Here is a 20,015-nt window from a genome sequence, read left to right as displayed (position 1 = left end):
CCATGAAGGTGCAGCTCGAGAAGTCGTATGCGCTGGCGGCGCCGGCCGCGTCCGCGTGGGCGCTGCTGCAGGACGTGGAGGCCGTCGCCGGCTGCATGCCGGGCGCGCGCATCACGGAGCGCGTGGACGCGACGCACTACAAGGGCACCGTGACGGTGAAGCTGGGGCCGGCGAGCCTCGCGTTCCGCGGCGAAGTGGAGGTCGTCGCCTGCGATCCCGAGGCACGCATGCTGCGGCTGATGGCGCGCGGCACGGACACGACCGGCACGTCCGGCGCGTCCATGGACCTGCAGGCGCGGATCGAGCCGGTGGACCCGGCGTCCTGCACCTTGCTGGGAAACAGCGAGGTGTCGGTCAGCGGCAAGGCCGCCACCTTCGGCGGGCGCCTGATGTCCGGCGTGGCCGACCAGGTGCTGCAGCAGTTCGTCGCCAACTTCCGCGAGCGCCTGCCGTCGGTGCAGCCCGAGGCGGCACGCCCCGCGCCCGCGCCTGCGGAGCCCGCGCGCGAGCTCAACGGCCTGGCCCTCCTGTGGGCGATGGTGCGCGGCTGGTTCCAGCAGCTCTTCGCCCGGCGGGCATGACGGGTGGCCGCATGCAGGAAGTGGCCCGACTGCAGCAGGCGCTGGCGGCCGCCGGCTACATCGCCGAGCCCGCGCTCGCCGCCGCCTTGCTCCTGATGCGGGACCTCGGCCGGCCGCTGCTGCTCGAAGGCGACGCCGGGGTCGGCAAGACCGAGGTCGCGAAGGCGCTCGCCGCGATCCAGCAGGCGCGCCTGATCCGCCTGCAGTGCTACGAGGGGCTGGATGCGCAGTCGGCGATGTACGAGTGGAACTACCAGCGCCAGCTGCTCGCGATCAAGCTGCTGGAGGACGACGGGCGGGACCTGGGCCAGAAGGAGAAGGACATCTTCTCGGAGCGCTACCTGCTGCGGCGGCCGCTGCTGGAGGCGATCAGCTGCGCGGACCCGCCGGTGCTGCTGATCGACGAGGTCGACCGCGCCGACGAGGCCTTCGAGGCCTACCTGCTGGAGCTCCTGTCCGACTTCCAGCTCTCCATCCCGGAGCTGGGCACGGTGCGGGCGACCAGCCGGCCGCACGTGGTGATCACCTCCAACGGCACGCGCGAACTGTCGGACGCCCTGCGGCGCCGCTGCCTCTACCAGTACATCGAGTACCCGGACCACGAGAAGGAGCTCGCGATCGTGCGCATGAAGGCGCCGCAGGCGGCGCCCGGCCTCGCGCGGCAGATCGTCGCCTTCGTCCAGGCGGTGCGGCGGCTCGAGCTGCAGAAGAAGCCGGGCATCGCGGAGACCCTGGACTGGACCGCGGCCCTGCTGCGCCTGGGCATCACCGCCATCGACCGGGACGGCACCGACCGCATCCTCGAGACCCTGGGCGCGCTGGTGAAGACGCGGGTCGACCGCACCGCCTTGCCGCGGGAGACGGTCGCCCGGCTGGCGGCCGCATGTTGAATCTCGCGCCCTTGCCGCTGGAGGCGCGGGCGAGCGAACGCCTCGCGGGCTTCCCCGGCTTCCTGCACGCCAACGGTTTCGCGCTGGGCGCCGGCGACGCCGTGGAGGTGCTGCGCACGGCCGCCCTCGTCGGCGTGCTCGATCCCCGGCTGCTGCGCTGGTCGCTGCAGGCCCTGCTGTGCGGCCGCGCGGACGAGTGGCGGCGCTTCGACGCCCTGTTCGATGCCTGGTTCCTTCCGGCCAACCGCTGGGCCGCGCCGCAACGGCGCAGCGTGGAGGTGGGCGCCGGTGTCCCGTCGCCCCGGGGCGGGGAGGGCGGGCGGCGCGCCGGCGAGGGCGCGAGCCCGCGCGACGCGGCGAGCCCTGCCGAATCGCTGGCCTCCGCCGATTTCCGCGAGCTGCACGAGGGCGAGCAGCTCCTCGAGATCGAAGCGTTGATGCGCCGCTTCGCGCGCCGGCTCCGGCATGTGCAGCTGCGCCGCGAGGCGCGTGCGCGCCGCGGGCACCGCCTTGCGCTGGCGCCCACGATCCGCCGGAGCATCGCCAGCGGCGGCACGCCCTTCCACCTGTGCTGGAAGGCGCCGCGGCGCGTGCGGCCGCGGCTCGTGCTGCTGCTCGACGTGAGCCGCTCGATGGCCGCGTACAGCTTCTTCTACCTGCGCCTGGCGCGCGCGCTGAGCGGCGAGCTGGCGGACGTCCACACCTTCATCTTCCACACGCGCGTGACCGCGGTGTCCGACGCCTTGCGCGACCCCGATCCGTGGCGCGCGCAGGAGCGCCTGCACCTGCTGGCGCAGGGCTGGGGCGGCGGCACGCGCATCGGCGAGAGCCTGGCCCAGTTCAACCGCGAACACGCGCGCCGCCTGGTGCATGCGCGCACCGCGGTGCTCGTGCTGAGCGATGGCTACGACACGGGCGAGCCGGAGCAGCTCGCGACCGCGCTCGCCGCGCTGCGCCGGCGCGCGCGCCGCATCGTGTGGCTGAACCCGCTCGCCGCGCTCCCCGGCTACGCGCCGCTCGCCCGCGGCATGCAGGCGGCTCTGCCGTACCTCGACCTGCACGCCCCCGGCGCGAGCCTCGCCGCGATCGAGGCCGTGCTGCCGGAACTCCTGGAGGCCTTGCGATGAACGATCCCGCCTTCCGCTTCTCCGCCGTCGTCCTGGCGGCGGGCTCGTCCTCCCGCATGGGAGGCCCCAACAAGCTGCTGCTGCCCGTGCAGGGCGAGCCGCTCGTGCGCCGCACGGTGCGCACAGTGCTCGCGGCGGGCGTGCAGGAGGCCGTGGTCGTCACCGGCCACCAGGCGCGCGAGGTCATGCGGGTGCTGGCGGACCTGCCCGTCACGCTGCAGCCCAACCTCCGGCACGAGGACGGACAGATGCGCTCGGTGGCGGCCGGCGTCGCGGCTCTCGCGCGCGCCACCGATGCCATCCTCGTCTGTCCGGGGGACCTGCCCCTGCTGACGGCGGCCGACGTCGCGGAGCTGATGGACGCCTACGCCGCCCACGCGGACCACTCGATCGTCATCCCGCGCCATGGGGGGCAGCGCGGCAATCCGATCGTGTTCGCCGCAGCCTACGCGCCGGAGGTCGCAGCGGGGCGGCGGCTGGTCGGCTGCCGCAAGCTGGCCGCCCAGTACCCGGAGGAGACCTGGTACCACGACGCCGTCCACGACCGGTTCACCACGGACCTGGACACGCCCGCGGACTACGAGCGGGTGCTGCAGCGGCTCGCCGAGCCGGTGGAGGCGTGAAGTGTCCGCGCTCGCCTGGACGGCGCTGGGAGTGGCGCTGGTGCTCGCCGGGCTCCTGGTGCTCTCGCGGCTGCGGCCCGCGCGCGGCGGGCTCACCTCGCCGCAATGGATGCTGCTCCTCGGCGCCCTCGGCATGGGGGGCGGGCTGGCGCTGGATGCGCGGTCCGGCGGCCTGCAGGTGCTCGCCGCCCTGTGTTCCGGCCCGACCGACTTCGCCGGCATGCTGGCCTTGCACCTGAGCCAGCTCCCGCTGGCCCACGTGGGCATGCTGGCCGGCGGGCTCCTGGTCGTGCCGCTGATGCCGCGCGTGCGCCGAGGCTGCCGCCGCCAGCTCTGCGCCCGGCTGGGCCAGAACGTGGTCTGCTCCGCGTGGATGGTGGTGGGCATGGCGGCGGGCTCGCTCGTGTTCCTGGAGCTCGCGGGCTGGGTGCAGGCGGTGCGCGATGCGCCCGCCGTCCTCGCCGGCATGGCCGCGGGCATGGTGTGGGGCATGGTGGCGAGCGTGAGCCTCGTGCAGGCGTGGATCCGGCTGAGTTTCGGCCCCGCGCCGCACGCGGGCGGGAGCACTTGAAAAGCGCGGCGCGGCTGCCAGCTAGGAAATCCGCGCCCGCCACGGGCCGCGCGCCGCCCGTGGAGCCTTGCAGCACAAGGCGATCCTCGTTACAATACCGGCTTCACGACCAAACGGGCGGGTACCAACCGCCCGTTTTTTTTGGCTGATCGACTCACGAACTTGGCTCTGCAGGACATCGTCGCCCAAACCGTCGCCGGACTCGGCTACGAACTGGTGGAACTCGAACGTTCCGCCGGAGGAACCTTGCGCGTCACCATCGACTTCCCGTGGGAGCCCGGTGACGAGAAGTTCGTGAACGTGGAGGACTGCGAGCGCGTCACGCGCCAGCTGCAGTACACGCTGGAAGTCGAGGAAGTCGACTACAAGCGCCTCGAGGTGTCATCGCCCGGCATCGATCGTCCGTTGCGCAACGAGCGCGACTTCGAGCGCTACGCGGGCGAAGTCGTCGACGTGACGCTCAAGGCGCCCATGGGTGCCGCAGCGGCCGGGCAGGTCGCCGCCAACCGCCGCAAGTTCCGGGGCACCCTGGAGCAGGCGGCCGACGGCAGGGGCTGGCAGGTGAGCTGGAGCGACGAGCCGGCCCCCAAGCCGGGCCAGAAGGTCTCGAAGAAGAAGAAGGAACCTGCGCCGGTGCAGGTCCTGGGTTTCACGCTGGACGAGCTGAAGGAGGCGCGTCTGGCACCGATTGTGGATTTCAAGGGGCGCAAGCGCGCCGGGGTTCAGGAGCAAGGGAAATGAATCGCGAACTGTTGATGCTGGTGGACGCCATCTCGCGCGAGAAGAACGTCGAGCGCGACGTGGTCTTCGGCGCCGTCGAAGCCGCCCTTGCCCAGGCCACCAAGAAGCTGTACCAGGGCGAGGTGGACATCCGCGTCGCCATCGACCGCGACACGGGCGACTACGAGACCTTCCGCCGCTGGCTGGTCGTGCCCGACGAGCAGGGCCTGCAGAACCCGGACGCCGAGGAACTGCTGATGGACGCCAAGGACCGCGTGGGCGGCGAGGGCGAGGTGGAGCCCGGCGAGTACATCGAGGAAGGCGTCGAGTCGCTGCCGATCGGCCGCATCGGCGCCATGGCCGCCAAGCAGGTGATCCTGCAGAAGATCCGCGACGCCGAGCGCGAGATGCTGCTGAACGACTTCATGTCGCGCGGCGACAAGATCTTCGTGGGCACCGTCAAGCGCATGGACAAGGGCGACATCATCGTCGAGAGCGGCCGCGTCGAGGGACGCCTGCGCCGCGCCGAGATGATCCCCAAGGAGAACCTGCGCAACGGCGACCGCGTCCGCGCCATGATCATGGAAGTGGACCTGACGCTGCGCGGCGCGCCCATCATCCTGTCGCGCGCGGCGCCCGAGTTCATGATCGAGCTCTTCCGCCAGGAAGTGCCGGAGATCGAGCAGGGCCTGCTGGAGATCAAGAGCTGCGCCCGCGACCCCGGTTCGCGCGCCAAGATCGCCGTGGTCTCGCACGACAAGCGCGTCGACCCCATCGGCACCTGCGTCGGCGTGCGCGGCTCCCGCGTGAACGCGGTGACCAACGAGCTCGCCGGCGAGCGCGTGGACATCGTGCTGTGGTCGGAAGACCCGGCGCAGTTCGTGATCGGCGCCCTGGCGCCCGCCAACGTGACCTCCATCGTCGTGGACGAGGAGAAGCACGCGATGGACGTGGTGGTCGACGAGGAGAACCTCGCGATCGCCATCGGCCGCGGCGGCCAGAACGTGCGCCTGGCTTCCGAGCTGACCGGCTGGAAGATCAACATCATGGATGCGAACGAGTCGGCGCAGAAGCAGGCCGAGGAGCAGTCCACGATCCGCGCGCTGTTCATGGAGAAGCTGGACGTCGACGAGGAGATCGCCGACATCCTGATCGTGGAAGGCTTCACCAGCCTGGAGGAAGTGGCCTACGTGCCCATCTCCGAGATGCTGGAGATCGAATCCTTCGACGAGGACACCGTCAACGAGCTGCGCACCCGCGCCAAGGACGCGCTCCTGACGATGGAGATCCAGCGCGAGGAAAGCGTCGAGGAAGTCTCGCAGGACCTGCGCGACCTCGACGGGCTGAACCCGCAGCTCATTGCCAAGCTCGCCGAGAACGGCGTGCACACCCGCGACGACCTGGCCGACCTGGCCGTCGACGAACTCACGGATATCACCGGCCAGACCGCCGATGAAGCCAAGGCCCTGATCATGAAGGCGCGCGAGCACTGGTTCAGCAACCAGCCCGCTGCTGCGACCCATGAATAAAGGGAGGGGGACGAACAGAACATGTCTAGCACCACCGTCGCCGAGTTCGCGAACGAACTCAAGAAATCGACCGAGACGCTGCTGGAGCAGCTCCGCAGCGCCGGCGTCACCAAATCGGGCCCGACCGATTCCCTGACCGACGCCGACAAGCAGAAGCTCCTGGGGCACCTCCAGGCGAGCCACGGCACCGCCACGCCCGAACGCAAGAAGATCACGCTGGTGAAGAAGTCCACCAGCGAGATCAAGCAGGCGGACGCGACCGGCAAGGCCCGCACCATCCAGGTGGAAGTGCGCAAGAAGCGCACCTTCATCAAGCGCGACGAAGGCAGCGACACCGCGGTCGTCGAGGCGCCGGAAGCCGCCCAGCCGCCCGCGCCGCAAGGCCCGGACGAGGCTGAACTGGCGCGCCGGGAAGAGGAAGCCCGCCACCAGGCCGAACTGATCCGCCGCCAGGAAGAAGAACTGGCCGCCAAGCGCCGCGAGCGCGAGGAAGCCGAAGCGCGCCAGCGCGCCGAGGAAGAAGCCCGTGCCGCGCAGGCCCAGAAGGAGCGCGAGGCGCAGGAGCGCGCGGAGGCGTACGAGGCCAAGCAGGCCGGCGCCACCGCCGCCAAGGCCGCCGAACAGGAAGCGGCGCAGGCCGTCGCCAAGGCGCAGCAGGAAGCACGCGACAAGGCCGCCGCGGAAGCGCGCGAGAAGGCCGCCGCCGAATCGAAGGCACGCGCCGACGAGGAAGCCCAGCGCGCCAAGGACCTGCAGGAACGCCGCCGCAAGGCCGAAGCCGAAGCGGCCGCGATCCGCTCGATGATGAGCGCGCCCAAGAAGGTGCTGGTCGCCAAGGCGCCGGAGAAGCCGGTCGCCAAGGCACCGGAACCCGCGAAGCCGGGCGTCAAGGGCACGCTGCACAAGCCGCCGGCGCAGCCGGGCCGTCCGGGCGCGCCCGGCGCCGCCCCCGCGCCCGCCGGCCCGGGTGCCGGCAAGGAAGTGAAGTCCGCCAAGCTGTCCTCCAGCTGGGCGAACGATCCGGCCAAGAAGAAGGAAATCAAGACCCGCGGCGATGCGTCCGGCGGCGTCGGCCGCAATTCGTGGCGCGGCGGCCCCCGTGGCGGGCGCCGTGGCGACCACCGCGGCGACCGCGACGACCACCAGCAGTCCGCACCGGTGGAGCAGCGCATCATCGAAGTGCACGTGCCGGAGACGATCACCGTCTCCGAACTCGCGCACAAGATGGCCGTGAAGGCGTCCGAGGTGATCAAGACCCTGATGAAGATGGGCCAGCTCGTGACGATCAACCAGTCGCTGGACCAGGACACGGCCATGATCGTGGTCGAGGAAATGGGCCACAAGGCGGTGACCGCCGCCCTGGACGATCCGGAAGCGTTCACCGAGGAAGAAGTGTCCGGCGCCACCGCCGAGGCGCTGCCGCGCGCGCCGGTCGTGACCGTCATGGGCCACGTCGACCACGGCAAGACCTCGCTGCTGGACTACATCCGCCGCGCCAAGGTCGCCGCGGGCGAAGCCGGCGGCATCACGCAGCACATCGGCGCGTACCACGTGGAGACCCCGCGCGGCGTGATCTCCTTCCTGGACACCCCCGGCCACGAGGCGTTCACCGCCATGCGTGCCCGCGGTGCGCAGGCGACGGACATCGTGATCCTGGTGGTGGCGGCCGATGACGGCGTCATGCCCCAGACCAAGGAAGCCGTGAAGCACGCGAAGGCGGCCGGCGTCCCGATCGTGGTGGCCGTGAACAAGATCGACAAGCCCGATGCCAACCCGGACCGCGTGAAGCAGGAACTGGTGGCCGAGGAAGTCGTGCCGGAAGAGTACGGCGGCGATTCGCCCTTCGTGAGCGTGTCGGCCAAGACCGGTGCCGGCATCGACGACCTGCTGGAGCAGGTGCTGCTGCAGGCCGAAGTGCTGGAGCTGAAGGCGCCGGTGGACGCGATGGCCAAGGGCCTCGTGATCGAAGCGCAGCTGGACAAGGGCCGCGGTCCGGTCGCGACGGTGCTGGTGCAGTCCGGCACGCTGAAGGTCGGCGACGTGGTGCTGGCAGGCCAGACCTATGGCCGCGTGCGCGCCATGCTGGACGAGAACGGCAAGACCATCAAGTCCGCGGGTCCCTCCATCCCGGTGGAGATCCAGGGCCTGAGCGACGTGCCGCAGGCCGGCGACGAGTTCATGGTGATGTCGGACGAGCGCCGTGCGCGCGAGATCGCGACCTACCGTGCCGGCAAGTTCCGCAACACGAAGCTCGCCAAGCAGCAGGCCGCCAAGCTGGAGAACATGTTCGCGGACATGACCGCCGGCGAGGTGAAGACGCTGCCGATCATCGTGAAGGCGGACGTGCAGGGCTCGCAGGAAGCGCTGGCGCAGTCGCTGCTGAAGCTGTCGAACGAAGAGGTGAAGGTGCAGATGGTCTACACGGCCGTCGGCGGCATCAGCGAATCGGACGTCAACCTGGCGATCGCCTCCAAGGCCATCATCATCGGCTTCAACGTGCGTGCCGACGCCGGCGCGCGCAAGCTGGCCGAGGGCAACGGGGTCGAGCTGCGCTACTACAACATCATCTACGACGCGGTGGATGAACTGAAGGCGGCCATGTCCGGCATGCTGGCGCCCGAGAAGCGGGAAGAGGTCATCGGCTCCGCCGAGATCCGCACCGTCTTCGTGGCGTCCAAGATCGGCACGGTGGCAGGCTGCTACGTCACGTCCGGCACGGTCACCCGCAGCGCGCACTTCCGCCTGCTGCGCGACAACGTGGTGGTCTACACGGGCGAGCTCGAGTCGCTCAAGCGGATGAAGGACGACGTGCGCGAAGTCAAGGAAGGCTTCGAGTGCGGCATCAAGCTGAAGAACTACAACGACATCAAGGAAGGCGACCAGCTCGAATTCTTCGAAGTCAAGGAGATCGCGCGGACGCTGTAAGGCGGACAGCCAAAGACAAACAACCGGACGCAGAAGGCGCAAAAGTGACGCAGAAGACGCAAAAGAACTTCCAGAAGGACTTTCTTGGCTCCTTCTGCGTCTTCTGCGAAACCTCTGCGTCTTCTGCGTCCGGATGTTGGTAGTTCAGATCGCGCAAAGTCATGCCCAAGAAGTCCACCAAGCCCAATCGCTCCTACCAGATCGCGGACCAGATCCAGCGCGACCTGACGGAGCTGATCGCCCGCGAGTTGAAGGACCCGCGGGTGGGCATGGTCACGGTCAGTGCCGTGGAGGTCACGCCGGACTACGCGCACGCCAAGGTGTTCTTCAGCATCCTCGTGGGGGACCCGCAGGAAACCGAGGAGGCCCTCAACCAGGCCGCCGGCTTCCTGCGCAACCACCTGTTCAAGCGGCTCCACATCCACACGGTGCCCACGCTGCACTTCCACTTCGACCGCACCACCGAGCGCGCGGCCGACATGAACGCCCTGATCGCCAAGGCGGTCTCTTCCCGTTCCAAGGACGAATAGCACGTGAACGCGCCACGCACCAGGGTGCAGCGGCGCCCTGTGCATGGGGTGTTGCTGCTCGATAAACCGCTGGGCTTGTCCAGCAACGACGCGCTGCAGAAGGCCAAGTGGCTGCTGCGGGCGGAGAAGGCCGGCCACACCGGCACGCTCGACCCGATGGCCACCGGCGTGCTGCCGCTGTGCTTCGGCGCGGCGACCAAGTTCAGCCAGCTGCACCTCGACGCGGACAAGAGCTATGAAGCGCTGGCCCGGCTGGGCGTGCGCACGGCGTCCGGCGACAGCGAAGGCGAGGTGGTCGAGCGGCGCGACGTGCCGGCGATCCCGCCCGGGACGCTGGCGGAAGTCCAGGCGCGGTTCACCGGCGGGATCGCCCAGGTCCCGCCCATGCACAGCGCGCTCAAGAAGGACGGCAAGGCCCTCTACGAGTACGCCCGCGCGGGCGTCGAGGTGGAACGCGAGGCGCGGCAGGTGCGCGTGTTCGAGCTCCGCCTGGAACTCGTCGAGCCCGCGCTCCTGAAGATCGTGGCCAGGGTCAGCAAGGGCACCTACATCCGGACGCTGGGCGAGGACATCGGCCAGGCGCTGGGCTGCGGCGCCCACCTGCGCGCCCTGCGAAGAATTGCCACGGGGCCCTTCGATGTTTCGCAATGCCTGACGCTGGCGGAACTCGAGGCGCTGCCGGAGTCTGACCGTATCGGCCGGCTGCTGCCGGTGGAGGCCCTGCTGCCCGGCCACGTGCCGGTCACGCTGGGCACGGAAGATGCAGCCCGCTTCCTCAGCGGGCTGCGCCGCCGCGGCGGCTGGCGCGACGCCCCCCAGGTCGCAGTCTTCGGGGACGCTCCGCGTGCGCTCCTCGGCACCGCTCACGTGAAGGCGGGGGAGCTGATCCCCTCCCGCCTGCTGAGCCCCATCGAAATCCAGCAAATCCTCGGCGTGGCCGAGCCAGAGAACGTATGACGCAAATCCGAAACATCGCCATCATCGCCCACGTCGACCACGGCAAGACCACCATGGTGGACCAGCTGCTGCGCCAGTCCGGCACCTTCGCCGAGCACGAGAAGGTGCAGGACACCGTGATGGACAACAACGCCATCGAACGCGAGCGCGGCATCACCATCCTGGCCAAGAACTGCGCCGTGAGCTGGAAGGGTACCCACATCAACATCGTCGACACGCCCGGCCACGCGGACTTCGGCGGCGAGGTGGAGCGCGCCCTGTCGATGGTCGACGGCGTGCTGCTGCTGATCGACGCGCAGGAAGGCCCGATGCCGCAGACGCGCTTCGTGACCAAGAAGGCGCTGGCCCTGGGCCTGCGCCCGATCGTGGTCGTGAACAAGGTCGACAAGCCGGGCGCGAACCCCGACAAGGTGATCAACGCCGCCTTCGACCTGTTCGACAAGCTCGGCGCCACCGACGAACAGCTCGATTTCCCGGTCGTCTACGCCTCGGGCATCAACGGCTGGTCTTCGATGGAAGAGGGCGACGCCGGCGCCCAGTGGGGCCCGGACATGTCCGCCCTGTTCGACACGATCCTGAAGCACGTGCCGGAGCACGCCGGCGACGCCGCCGCGCCCCTGCAGCTGCAGATCTCCGCGCTGGACTACTCCACCTTCGTGGGCCGCATCGGCGTGGGCCGCATCAACCAGGGCACGATCCGTCCGTCGATGGACGTCCTCGTGATGGAAGGCCCGGACGGCAAGCAGGTCAAGGGCCGCATCAACCAGGTGCTGACCTTCGAGGGCCTCACGCGCGTGCAGGTCAAGGAAGCCGGCCCCGGCGACATCGTGCTGATCAACGGCATCGAGGACATCGGCATCGGCGTGACGGTCACCGACCCGGCGAACCCGCAGCCGCTGCCGATGCTGAAGATCGACGAGCCGACGCTGACGATGAACTTCTGCGTCAACACCTCGCCGTTCGCCGGCAAGGAAGGCAAGTTCGTGACGAGCCGCCAGCTCTGGGACCGCCTGCAGAAGGAACTGCAGTCCAACGTGGCCCTGCGCGTGCGCGAGACCGACGAGGAAGGCGTGTTCGAAGTCAGCGGCCGGGGCGAACTGCACCTGACCATCCTGCTGGAGAACATGCGCCGGGAGGGCTACGAGCTGGCAGTCTCCAAGCCGCGCGTGGTGTTCAAGGACATCGACGGCGTGCGCAACGAGCCGATCGAGCTGGTGACGGCCGACATCGAGGAAGGCCACCAGGGCGGCGTGATGCAGGCGCTCGGCGAGCGCAAGGGCGAGCTGGTGAACATGGAGCCCGACGGCCGCGGCCGCGTGCGCCTGGAGTACCGCATTCCCGCGCGGGGCCTGATCGGCTTCTCCAACGAGTTCCTGAACCTGACCCGCGGCTCGGGCCTGATCTCCAACATCTTCGACGGCTACGAGCCGTTCAAGGGCGACATCGCCAGCCGCAAGAACGGCGTGCTGATCTCCATGGACGAAGGCGAGATCTTCACCTACGCCCTGGGCAAGCTGGACGACCGCGGCCGCATGTTCGTGAAGCCGAACGACAAGGTCTACGAAGGCATGATCGTCGGCGTGCACAACCGCGACAACGACCTGGTCGTGAACGCGACGCGCACCAAGCAGCTGACCAACTTCCGCGTCTCCGGCAAGGAAGACGCGATCAAGATCACGCCCCCGATCGACCTCACGCTGGAATACGGCGTGGAGTTCATCGAGGAGGACGAACTGGTGGAGATCACGCCCCAGACGATCCGCCTGCGCAAGCGCTTCCTCAAGGAGCACGAGCGCAAGCGTGCGCTGCGCGAAGCGGCTTAAGATGCGAGGCGGGCCCGGTGCCCGCCTTTTCTTTCGCCCGCAGGCCGGGTCCGGCGAAGCCGACCCCGGCAGAACAACAATGAAACTCACCCACACACAGGCGGTGTTCCTCATGGTCGCCGTGACGCTCATGTGGTCCATCGCCGGCGTGGTCACGCGGCACCTGGAGCACGCGCGCAGCTTCGAGGTGACCTTCTGGCGCAGCTTCTTCACCGTGGTGTCGCTGCTGGTGATCCTGCCGTTCTTCCAGGGGCGCGAGGTGTTCACGAAGATCCGGCGCGCGGGCTGGCCCCTGTGGCTGTCCGGCGTGTGCTGGAGCATCATGTTCACCGCCTTCATGGTGGCCCTCACCATGACGAGCGTCGCCAGCGTGCTCGTGACGATGGCGCTGGGCCCTTTCCTGACGGCGCTGATCGCGTGGGCCGTCATCGGCCACCGCATTCCCGGCCGCACCTGGCTCGCCATCTTCGTCGCGGGTGCCGGCATCGCCTACATGTACGGCACGCAGATCGAGGCGGGCCGCTTCGCCGGCACGCTGGTGGCGCTGTGCGTGCCCATCGCGGGCGGCGTGAACTGGACCCTGACGCAGCGCGCGCACGCGCAGGGCACGCAGGTGGACCTGGTTCCGGCCGTGCTCGTGGGCGCGGCCCTCTCTTCGCTGGCCACGCTGCCGCTGGCGCTGCCTTTCCAGGCCACGTCGCACGACCTCGGGCTGCTGGCGCTGCTCGGGCTCGTGCAGCTGGCGATCCCCTGCGTGCTGGCCGTGGTCTGCGCGCGCGTGCTGCAGGCGCCGGAGGTCGCGCTGCTGGCGCTGCTGGAAGTGATCTTCGGCATCCTGCTTGCCTGGCTGGGGGCGAACGAAGTGCCGCGTCCTTCCGTGCTCACCGGCGGCGCGCTGGTGGTGGGGGCGCTGGTGGTCAACGAACTCGTGGGATGGAGGCAGAGGATATGAGTCACGTGCAGGCCGAAGTGCGCGGCACCGCGGGCCTGGTCACGCTGGACCGACCGAAGGCGCTCAATGCGCTGTCGCTGGAGATGATCCGCGACCTCACGGCGGCCTTGCTCGCCTGGCGCGACGACCCGCGCATCGAGCGCGTCGGCGTGCGAGGCATGGGCAAGGAAGGACCTTTCGGCGCTTTCTGCGCGGGCGGGGACATCCGCTTCTTCCACCAGGCGGTGCTCGCGGGCGACCCGCGGCTGGAGGACTTCTTCACCGAGGAATACACCCTCAACCACCTGATCCACGGCTATCCGAAACCGTATGTCGTGTTCATGGACGGCATCGTGATGGGCGGCGGCATGGGCATCTCGGCGCACGGCAGCGACGCCAGCCTGCGCATCGCGACCGAGCGCACGAAGATGGCCATGCCGGAGACGAACATCGGCCTGTTCCCGGACGTGGGCGGCGGCTGGTTCCTGGCGCGCTGCCCGGGGCGGATCGGCGAGTACCTCGCGCTCACGGGACAGTTGATCACCGGCGGCGATGCCGCCGCCGTGCGCCTCGCGGACGGCGTGCTGCCTTCCGCGGAGCTCGCGCGCGCGTGGGACAGCCTCGCGGACCGCGAGAGCTTCGAAGCCTTGCGCGAACAGGTGCAGCTGGCCGCCCGGCCGGCCAGCGATCTCGCGGCGCGCCGCGCCGGCATCGACCGGTTCTTCGGGCTGGGCACGGTAGGCGAGATCGTCCGCGCGCTGGAGGCGGACGCGTCCGACTGGGCGCGCGAGACGGCGGCGGTGCTGCGCAAGCGGTCCCCGCTCATGCTGCACGTCACGCTGGAACACCTGCGGCGCGCGCGGCACATGACGCTGGCCGCGGACCTGCGGATGGAGCGCGACATGGTGCGGCACTGCTTCCACCTGCGGCCCGGGGCCGCGGGCGAGACGTTCGAAGGGATCCGCGCGCTGGCGGTGGACAAGGACCATGCGCCGCGCTGGAACCCGGCGCGCATCGAGGACGTCACGCCGGAGATGGTGCAGGCGTTCTTCGCGAGCCCGTGGCCGGGGCACGCGCACCCGTTGCGGGACCTCGGGTAAGGACGGCGCTGCGCGCACCGCTGGGGTTCGCTCCGCTCACCGCCAGCCTACAGGTGAGGGGGCGTGAACGTAGGGTGCCGGTGGCAAAGGAACCCCAGCGATGCGCGCAGGACCTTCCTACAGCTGCTTGTAGACCGCGTCCGCCAGCGACAGCAGCCCCTGCCGCGGCAGGCGTCCGGACAGCGCGTAGCCGAAGCCCTGGTCCACCCAGTAGAAGGTCGACACGCTGCCTTCCGTGGCATAGCGGAACGCGGTTTCCTCCATGCCGCGCTGCTTCGCGCCGTCGACGGCGCCGATGTAGAGGGTGATGCGTTCGCCGGCCGCGTTCTGGAACATGAACTGCGCGCGGGCGCCGCCGTCGCCGGGCAGGAGCCGGCCGCCCACCAGTTCGTAGCCGTTGGCGGTGAGGTTGGGCACTTTCAGCGGCCGGTTCAGCCGCTTGGACAGCCACTGCACCAGGTGCTGCTGCTGCGCGGCCTCGACTTCCACCGGGTGCCGCACTTCGGGCATGTACACGACGTGCGCCACCGCGGCCTGGTGCGCGAAGGCGACGGTGCCGCGCGCATTGCCGGCGCCGAAGCCGCTGGCCTGCCACTGCACGTGGCCCGCCCAGCCCAGCGCGAACGCGAGCAGAACGGAAGCCGCCATGCCGCCCCAGCGCTGCCACTGCGCGAAGCGCACGCTGCGCCGCTGCAGCTGGCCGGCGGCATGCAGCAGGTGCTCGGGCACGGGCTCGTCGCGCACGTCGACGTGCAGCGCGCGCAGCAGGTCGCGCTGCATGCGCCACGCCCGCACGCGCTCCGCGGCCTCGGGGTCGACCGCGAGCCGGCCTTCCACCGCCGCCCGCGCGGCGGCGTCGAGTCGGCCATCGACGTAGGCGTGCAATTCGGCCTCCCCGGGCAGCAGTTGGGTGTCTTCCTTCATGTCCATCACTTCAGTCGGCGCAGCGCCGGGGCGGAGGGCGTGGCGGGCACGGGCTTGCCCTCCATCAGGTCCCGCAACCGGGCGCGCGCCCGCGACAGGCGCGACATCACGGTGCCGATCGGCACCCCCGTGATGCGCGCCGCTTCCTCGTAGCCCAGGTCCTGCAGCGTCACCAGCAGCAGCACCTCGCGTTGTTCGGCCGGCAGCCGCAGCAGGCAGCGCTGCAGGTCCAGCGCCTGGTCCGGCACGCCGCCGGGAGCGGCCAGCTCGTTCGCCACGTCGTCCACGTCGACCCGGTGCGCCACCTGCTGCCGCACCGCACGGCGCGCCCCGTCGACGAACAGGTTGTGCATCAGCGTGAACAGCCACGCGCGCAGGTCGCTGCCCGCCGCCCAGAGCTGCCAGCGATGGCAGGCGCGCTCCAGCGTGTCCTGCACCAGGTCGTCGGCCGCCCAGGCATCGCCCGTGAGCGAGCGGGCATAGCGCCGCAGGTCCGGGATGTGGCCGACGAGGCTGCTCGGTTGCGTGGACGACATGCCGCGAGCCTACCCGAGCGCAGCAAAACGCGACAGCGGCGCGTCGGGCCAGCCCTGGCGGAACAGGAGATCGAGTTCCGCCAGGGCCACCCGTGCTCCCAACTCGCCCCGTACCTTGGCGAGGGCCTGCATCAGGGGAGAGCGAAGGAACCACAGCGCCTGGAGGTCCGGCGCCCGCTCGATCGCTCCCATCAGGCGCGCCGTGGCTGCGCCCGGCACTTCCTGCACGCGTTCACGCATCGCCTGCCGCACTTCCTCGACCACGCAGGCATCCATCACCGGCGCGGACTCCAGGAAGCGGGGACGCCCCCAGCGCGCGAAGGACAGGAGCTGCTTCAGCATGGCTCAGGGACGGGCCAGGCGCCAGGCGTTGTTGAAGCCGTCGCCGGTGCGGTCCCCCGGCTTGGCGTCGCGCGCCCAGTAGTACACGGGCTTGCCCCGATAGGCCCACTGGCGGCTGCCGTCGTCGCGCGTGACGATGGTCCATTCGCCGCTGCCGGTGTCGCCGGCGCTGGCCATCAGGGGCGGCCAGGCGGTGGCGCACGGACCGTTGCACACGGACTTGCCCGCGCCCATGGTGTCGCGGTCGAAGGTGTAGAGGGTCATGCCGTTCGGGCCGACGAAGACGCCGTCGGCCACGGTCGCGGGCGCGCGCGACCAGGGCATGGACGAACAGGCCGCGAGCAGGGCGGCGCAGGCGAGGGGGGCGAGGCGGGAAAGGGCGCGCATGGCGTTCTCCGTGTATGGGTTTGACGGATGAACGCGGGGCGGGGCCGGTTTATTCCCGCCGGGCTGGCGCGGGCCGGATCAGCGGTGCCGTTCCTTCATGGCGCGCTCGACTTCCCGCTTGCCTTCGCGGTCCTTGATCGTCTCGCGCTTGTCGTGCGTGGCCTTGCCGCGGGCCAGCGCGATTTCGACCTTCACCTTGCCGGCCTTCCAGTACAACTGGAGCGGCACGAGCGTGTGGCCTTTCTGTTCCACCTTGCCGATCAGGCGGCGGATCTCGTCCTTGTGCATCAGGAGCTTGCGGGTGCGGGCGGCTTCCGGATTGACGTGGGTGGACGCGGTCTTCAGCGGGTCGATGTGGCAGCCGATCAGGAACAGCTCGCCGTCGCGGATGACGACGTAGCCCTCCGTGATGCGCGCCTTGCCGTTGCGCGCCGCCTTGACCTCCCAGCCTTGCAGCACGAGGCCGGCCTCGTGCCGCTCCTCGAAGAAGTAGTCGAAGGCGGCTTTCTTGTTTTCGGCGATGCGGGGAGAGGAGGTTTCTTTCTTTTGCGCCATAGGATGACAGTTGAGGCCGACAGCGGCTCTCTACAATCCCGCGCGGGCCCGCAATTCTCCATGAAATCCGTCCACAAGTCCGTCCTCATCTGGTACAGCGCCGAGGAGATGTACGCGCTGGTGACCGACGTGGCGAAGTACTGCGAATTCCTCCCCTGGTGCGACCGCTCCTCGGTGATCGCGCTCGAGCCGGACGGCATGAAGGCGGAGGTCGGCATCCATTTCTCCGGCATCCGCCAGACCTTCACCACCCGCAACACGCACCTGCCGGGGCGCGAGGTGCGCATGAAACTCGTCGACGGGCCGTTCTCCAACCTCGATGGCACCTGGAAGTTCCAGCCGCTCGGGCACGCCGGCCAGCGCGCCTGCAAGGTGACGCTGGAGCTGCAGTACGCGTTCAAGAACGCCGCGCTCGCGGCCCTGGTGGGTCCCGTGTTCGACCGCATCGCGGGCAACCTGGTCGACGCCTTCGTCAAGCGCGCCGAGCAGATCTACGGGTGATGCCATGCCGCGCGTGACCGTGCTCTATTCGCCCGCGCCCCGCGAGGTGCTGGAGTGGACCGTGGACCTGCCCGAGGGCGCCACGGTGCGCGACGCCGTGCTCGCGAGCGGCTGGCGCGCTGCGGCACCGGACGTGGCCGTGCCGGAAGTCGGGATCTGGGGGAGGCGCTGCGCCGGGCAGCAGCCGGTGCGCGACGGGGACCGGGTGGAGGTCTACCGCGACCTCAAGGTGGACCCGAAGGTGGCACGGCGCGAGCGTTTCCGCAAGCAGGGCTCCCGCGCCGCTGGCCTGTTCGCGCAGCGGCGGCCGGGCGCGAAGCCGGGTTACTGAACGCAGTCGCGCGAGATCAGGTCGCCGAGCCGCTTGATCTCGGCGGCACGCTCGGCGTCCTCGACGTAGACGCGTTCGCCCTTGGCGTCGACCCGCGCGATGCGTTGGCCGGACTCGTAGGTGGTCTTGGCGTTGCGGGCGCGGGCGCAGTTCTCCGCGCGGGCGGCGGCGAGTTGCGCCTCCTCGGCCTTCTTCTTCTCGGCGTCGGCGGCCTGGAGCTGCTTCTTCTTCTCCTCGAGCGTCTTGTCCTTGCCGGAGAGCTTGGGAACGGCGGGAGCGGTCGCGGTATCCACCACCGGGGTGGCGACGGGCGCGGCCGCCGCGGGCACCATGCCCTTGGGGCCCTTCAGGATCTTGTCCGCCGGGATGTCCGCCGGCGGAGCCTGGTCGCTGTAGACCTTGCGGCCACTCTTGTCCACCCACTGCCATTGCGCAGTGGCGGCCAGGGGCAGGGAGCAGGCGAGGGCGAGCAGGGCGAGGCGGGCAGCATTCATGCGTTTCAGTTTAGCTCGGCGGCCCCCCCGGACCCTAGTGCCTATCCCTCTTCGTTGCGGCCATGCCCCGGGCCGCCTGTGCGAAATTGCACGCGGGTACAATCCTTTTTTTGGAGCCTTCAGAATGCGCCTTCTCGGAAAAGCGCTCACCTTCGACGATGTGTTGCTGGTGCCGGCGTTCTCCCAGGTCCTGCCCAAGGACACCTCCCTCGCAACCCAGCTCTCGCGCAACATCCAGCTGAACCTGCCACTGGTGTCCGCGGCGATGGACACGGTGACGGAGGCGCGCCTCGCGATCGCCATCGCGCAGGAAGGCGGCATGGGCATCGTCCACAAGAACCTCACCCCGCAGCAACAGGCCGCGGAGGTCGCGCGCGTCAAGCGCTACGAGTCCGGCGTGCTGCGCGACCCCGTCGTGATCACGCCGCAGCACACCGTGCGCCAGGTCATCGCGCTGCAGGAACAGCTGGGGATCTCCGGCTTCCCCGTGCTCGATGCGGGCAAGGTGGTGGGCATCGTCACCGGCCGGGACCTGCGCTTCGAGACGCGCTACGACGTGCCGGTGAGCCAGATCATGACGCCGCGCGAGAAGCTGATCACCGTGCGCGAAGGCACCAGCCCGGCGGAAGCCAAGGCGCTGCTGAACAAGCACAAGCTCGAACGGCTGCTCGTGATCGACGACGCGTTCGCGCTCAAGGGCCTGATCACCGTCAAGGACATCACCAAGCAGACCAGCTTCCCGAACGCCGCGCGCGACGCGAGCGGCCGGCTGCGCGTCGGCGCCGCCGTCGGCGTGGGCGAGGGCACCGAGGAACGCGTCGAGGCGCTGGTGAAGGCCGGCGTGGACGCCATCGTGGTGGACACGGCCCACGGCCACAGCAAGGGCGTGATCGACCGCGTGCGCTGGGTGAAGCAGAACTACCCGCAGGTGGACGTGATCGGCGGCAACATCGCCACCGGTTCCGCCGCGCGCGCGCTGGCGGACGCGGGTGCCGACGCCGTGAAGGTCGGCATCGGCCCGGGCTCCATCTGCACCACCCGCATCGTCGCGGGCGTGGGCGTGCCGCAGATCACCGCCATCGACAACGTCGCCACGGCGCTGGCCGGCAGCGGCGTGCCGCTGATCGCGGACGGCGGCATCCGCTTTTCCGGCGACATCGCCAAGGCGATCGCCGCGGGCGCGAGCACCGTGATGATGGGCGGCATGTTCGCCGGCACCGAGGAGGCGCCCGGCGAGATCGTCCTGTACCAGGGCCGCAGCTACAAGAGCTACCGCGGCATGGGCTCGATCGGCGCCATGCAGCAGGGCAGCGCCGACCGCTACTTCCAGGAAGCGACCACCGGCAACCCGAACGCGGACAAGCTGGTGCCCGAAGGCATCGAAGGCCGCGTGCCGTACAAGGGCTCGCTGGTCACCATCGTCTACCAGCTCGCCGGCGGCGTGCGCGCGGCGATGGGCTACTGCGGCTGCGGCAACATCGAGGACATGCGCAACCGCGCCGAGTTCGTCGAGATCACGGCCGCCGGCATGCGCGAGAGCCACGTGCACGACGTGCAGATCACGAAGGAAGCGCCGAACTACCGGGCGGACTGAGTCGCAAGGCAAAAAAGGCCAGAATTTTCTGGCCTTTTTTCTTG

22 protein-coding genes are annotated in these 20,015 nt (G+C 69.8%); 16 read left to right on the top strand and 6 right to left on the bottom strand.

All coding sequences use genetic code 11. The features are described from left to right. The first annotated feature begins 2 nt into the window (after positions 1 to 2). The 13 genes from H8N03_RS11240 to H8N03_RS11180 all read left to right on the top strand — a co-directional run bounded on the left by H8N03_RS11240 (position 3) and on the right by H8N03_RS11180 (position 14,307). Positions 3 to 581, top strand: coding sequence for an SRPBCC family protein (locus H8N03_RS11240; protein WP_187076272.1), 579 nt, complete (start codon positions 3 to 5; stop codon positions 579 to 581). Next, positions 578 to 1,471: an AAA family ATPase gene (locus H8N03_RS11235; protein ID WP_187076271.1), complete on the top strand. Its 894-nt coding sequence runs from the start codon at positions 578 to 580 to the stop codon at positions 1,469 to 1,471. The genes H8N03_RS11240 and H8N03_RS11235 overlap by 4 nt, the downstream gene beginning before the upstream one ends. Beyond that, positions 1,465 to 2,598 (top strand): vWA domain-containing protein, encoded by a 1,134-nt coding sequence (locus tag H8N03_RS11230; RefSeq protein ID WP_187076270.1) that lies wholly within the window; start codon positions 1,465 to 1,467, stop codon positions 2,596 to 2,598. The genes H8N03_RS11235 and H8N03_RS11230 overlap by 7 nt, the downstream gene beginning before the upstream one ends. Further along, positions 2,595 to 3,221: a nucleotidyltransferase family protein gene (locus H8N03_RS11225; RefSeq protein WP_187076269.1), complete on the top strand. Its 627-nt coding sequence runs from the start codon at positions 2,595 to 2,597 to the stop codon at positions 3,219 to 3,221. Before H8N03_RS11230 ends, H8N03_RS11225 begins: the two co-directional genes overlap by 4 nt. 1 nt (position 3,222) lies before the next feature. Further along, entirely contained in the window at positions 3,223 to 3,792 is a 570-nt protein-coding gene (locus H8N03_RS11220; protein ID WP_187076268.1) for a hypothetical protein, read from the top strand. Between the two features lie 162 nt (positions 3,793 to 3,954). Beyond that, a complete protein-coding gene (gene rimP / locus H8N03_RS11215; protein ID WP_187076267.1) occupies positions 3,955 to 4,533 on the top strand; it encodes a ribosome maturation factor RimP in 579 nt (192 codons plus the stop codon). Beyond that, the gene (nusA, locus tag H8N03_RS11210; protein WP_187076266.1) at positions 4,530 to 6,041 is read left to right on the top strand and encodes a transcription termination factor NusA; all 1,512 of its coding nucleotides are present in this window, start codon (positions 4,530 to 4,532) and stop codon (positions 6,039 to 6,041) included. Before rimP ends, nusA begins: the two co-directional genes overlap by 4 nt. 21 nt (positions 6,042 to 6,062) lie before the next feature. Further along, entirely contained in the window at positions 6,063 to 8,966 is a 2,904-nt protein-coding gene (infB, locus tag H8N03_RS11205; RefSeq protein ID WP_187076265.1) for a translation initiation factor IF-2, read from the top strand. Positions 8,967 to 9,127: 161 nt separating this feature from the next. Further along, a complete protein-coding gene (gene rbfA, locus H8N03_RS11200; RefSeq protein WP_187076264.1) occupies positions 9,128 to 9,496 on the top strand; it encodes a 30S ribosome-binding factor RbfA in 369 nt (122 codons plus the stop codon). Positions 9,497 to 9,499: 3 nt separating this feature from the next. Next, complete coding sequence (truB, locus tag H8N03_RS11195; RefSeq protein WP_187076263.1) at positions 9,500 to 10,453, top strand: tRNA pseudouridine(55) synthase TruB; 954 nt, start codon at positions 9,500 to 9,502, stop codon at positions 10,451 to 10,453. Beyond that, entirely contained in the window at positions 10,450 to 12,276 is a 1,827-nt protein-coding gene (gene typA, locus H8N03_RS11190) for a translational GTPase TypA (protein ID WP_187076262.1), read from the top strand. The genes truB and typA overlap by 4 nt, the downstream gene beginning before the upstream one ends. A 79-nt stretch (positions 12,277 to 12,355) precedes the next feature. Further along, positions 12,356 to 13,228, top strand: coding sequence for a DMT family transporter (locus H8N03_RS11185; RefSeq protein ID WP_187076261.1), 873 nt, complete (start codon positions 12,356 to 12,358; stop codon positions 13,226 to 13,228). Next, the gene (locus H8N03_RS11180) at positions 13,225 to 14,307 is read left to right on the top strand and encodes an enoyl-CoA hydratase/isomerase family protein (protein WP_255428174.1); all 1,083 of its coding nucleotides are present in this window, start codon (positions 13,225 to 13,227) and stop codon (positions 14,305 to 14,307) included. Before H8N03_RS11185 ends, H8N03_RS11180 begins: the two co-directional genes overlap by 4 nt. Positions 14,308 to 14,424: 117 nt before the next feature. Here the strand turns inward: H8N03_RS11180 and H8N03_RS11175 are convergent, their stop codons facing one another. The 5 genes from H8N03_RS11175 to smpB form a co-directional block, all read right to left on the bottom strand. Next, positions 14,425 to 15,237, bottom strand: a complete 813-nt coding sequence (locus tag H8N03_RS11175; protein ID WP_435531663.1) for an anti-sigma factor family protein — start codon at positions 15,235 to 15,237, stop codon at positions 14,425 to 14,427. Then, positions 15,237 to 15,767 (bottom strand): sigma-70 family RNA polymerase sigma factor, encoded by a 531-nt coding sequence (locus H8N03_RS11170; protein WP_187076258.1) that lies wholly within the window; start codon positions 15,765 to 15,767, stop codon positions 15,237 to 15,239. The genes H8N03_RS11175 and H8N03_RS11170 overlap by 1 nt, the downstream gene beginning before the upstream one ends. Before the next feature lie 9 nt (positions 15,768 to 15,776). Then, on the bottom strand, positions 15,777 to 16,109 hold the full coding sequence (locus tag H8N03_RS11165; RefSeq protein ID WP_187076257.1) for a hypothetical protein: 333 nt from the start codon (positions 16,107 to 16,109) through the stop codon (positions 15,777 to 15,779). A gap of 3 nt (positions 16,110 to 16,112) precedes the next feature. After that, positions 16,113 to 16,496: a COG4315 family predicted lipoprotein gene (locus H8N03_RS11160; RefSeq protein WP_187076256.1), complete on the bottom strand. Its 384-nt coding sequence runs from the start codon at positions 16,494 to 16,496 to the stop codon at positions 16,113 to 16,115. Positions 16,497 to 16,574: 78 nt separating this feature from the next. Continuing rightward, positions 16,575 to 17,051 carry an SsrA-binding protein SmpB gene (gene smpB, locus H8N03_RS11155; RefSeq protein WP_187076255.1) on the bottom strand — a complete coding sequence of 159 codons (477 nt, stop codon included), beginning with the start codon at positions 17,049 to 17,051 and terminating at the stop codon, positions 16,575 to 16,577. A gap of 60 nt (positions 17,052 to 17,111) precedes the next feature. Here smpB and H8N03_RS11150 point away from each other — a divergent pair, with 60 nt between their 5' ends. Then, positions 17,112 to 17,552, top strand: coding sequence for a type II toxin-antitoxin system RatA family toxin (locus H8N03_RS11150; protein WP_187076254.1), 441 nt, complete (start codon positions 17,112 to 17,114; stop codon positions 17,550 to 17,552). 4 nt (positions 17,553 to 17,556) lie between these two features. Continuing rightward, positions 17,557 to 17,883, top strand: coding sequence for an RnfH family protein (locus tag H8N03_RS11145; protein WP_187076253.1), 327 nt, complete (start codon positions 17,557 to 17,559; stop codon positions 17,881 to 17,883). Here the strand turns inward: H8N03_RS11145 and H8N03_RS11140 are convergent. Next, positions 17,877 to 18,377: a DUF4124 domain-containing protein gene (locus tag H8N03_RS11140; protein WP_187076252.1), complete on the bottom strand. Its 501-nt coding sequence runs from the start codon at positions 18,375 to 18,377 to the stop codon at positions 17,877 to 17,879. The genes H8N03_RS11145 and H8N03_RS11140 overlap by 7 nt on opposite strands. A 124-nt stretch (positions 18,378 to 18,501) precedes the next feature. Between H8N03_RS11140 and guaB the strand changes: the two genes are divergently transcribed. Further along, the gene (guaB, locus tag H8N03_RS11135) at positions 18,502 to 19,971 is read left to right on the top strand and encodes an IMP dehydrogenase (RefSeq protein WP_187076251.1); all 1,470 of its coding nucleotides are present in this window, start codon (positions 18,502 to 18,504) and stop codon (positions 19,969 to 19,971) included. Positions 19,972 to 20,015: the final 44 nt, after the last annotated feature.

This window comes from Ramlibacter cellulosilyticus, from assembly GCF_014297465.1.
Taxonomy (GTDB): domain Bacteria; phylum Pseudomonadota; class Gammaproteobacteria; order Burkholderiales; family Burkholderiaceae_C; genus Ramlibacter; species Ramlibacter cellulosilyticus.
This window is presented reverse-complemented; position numbering and strand designations above follow the sequence as displayed.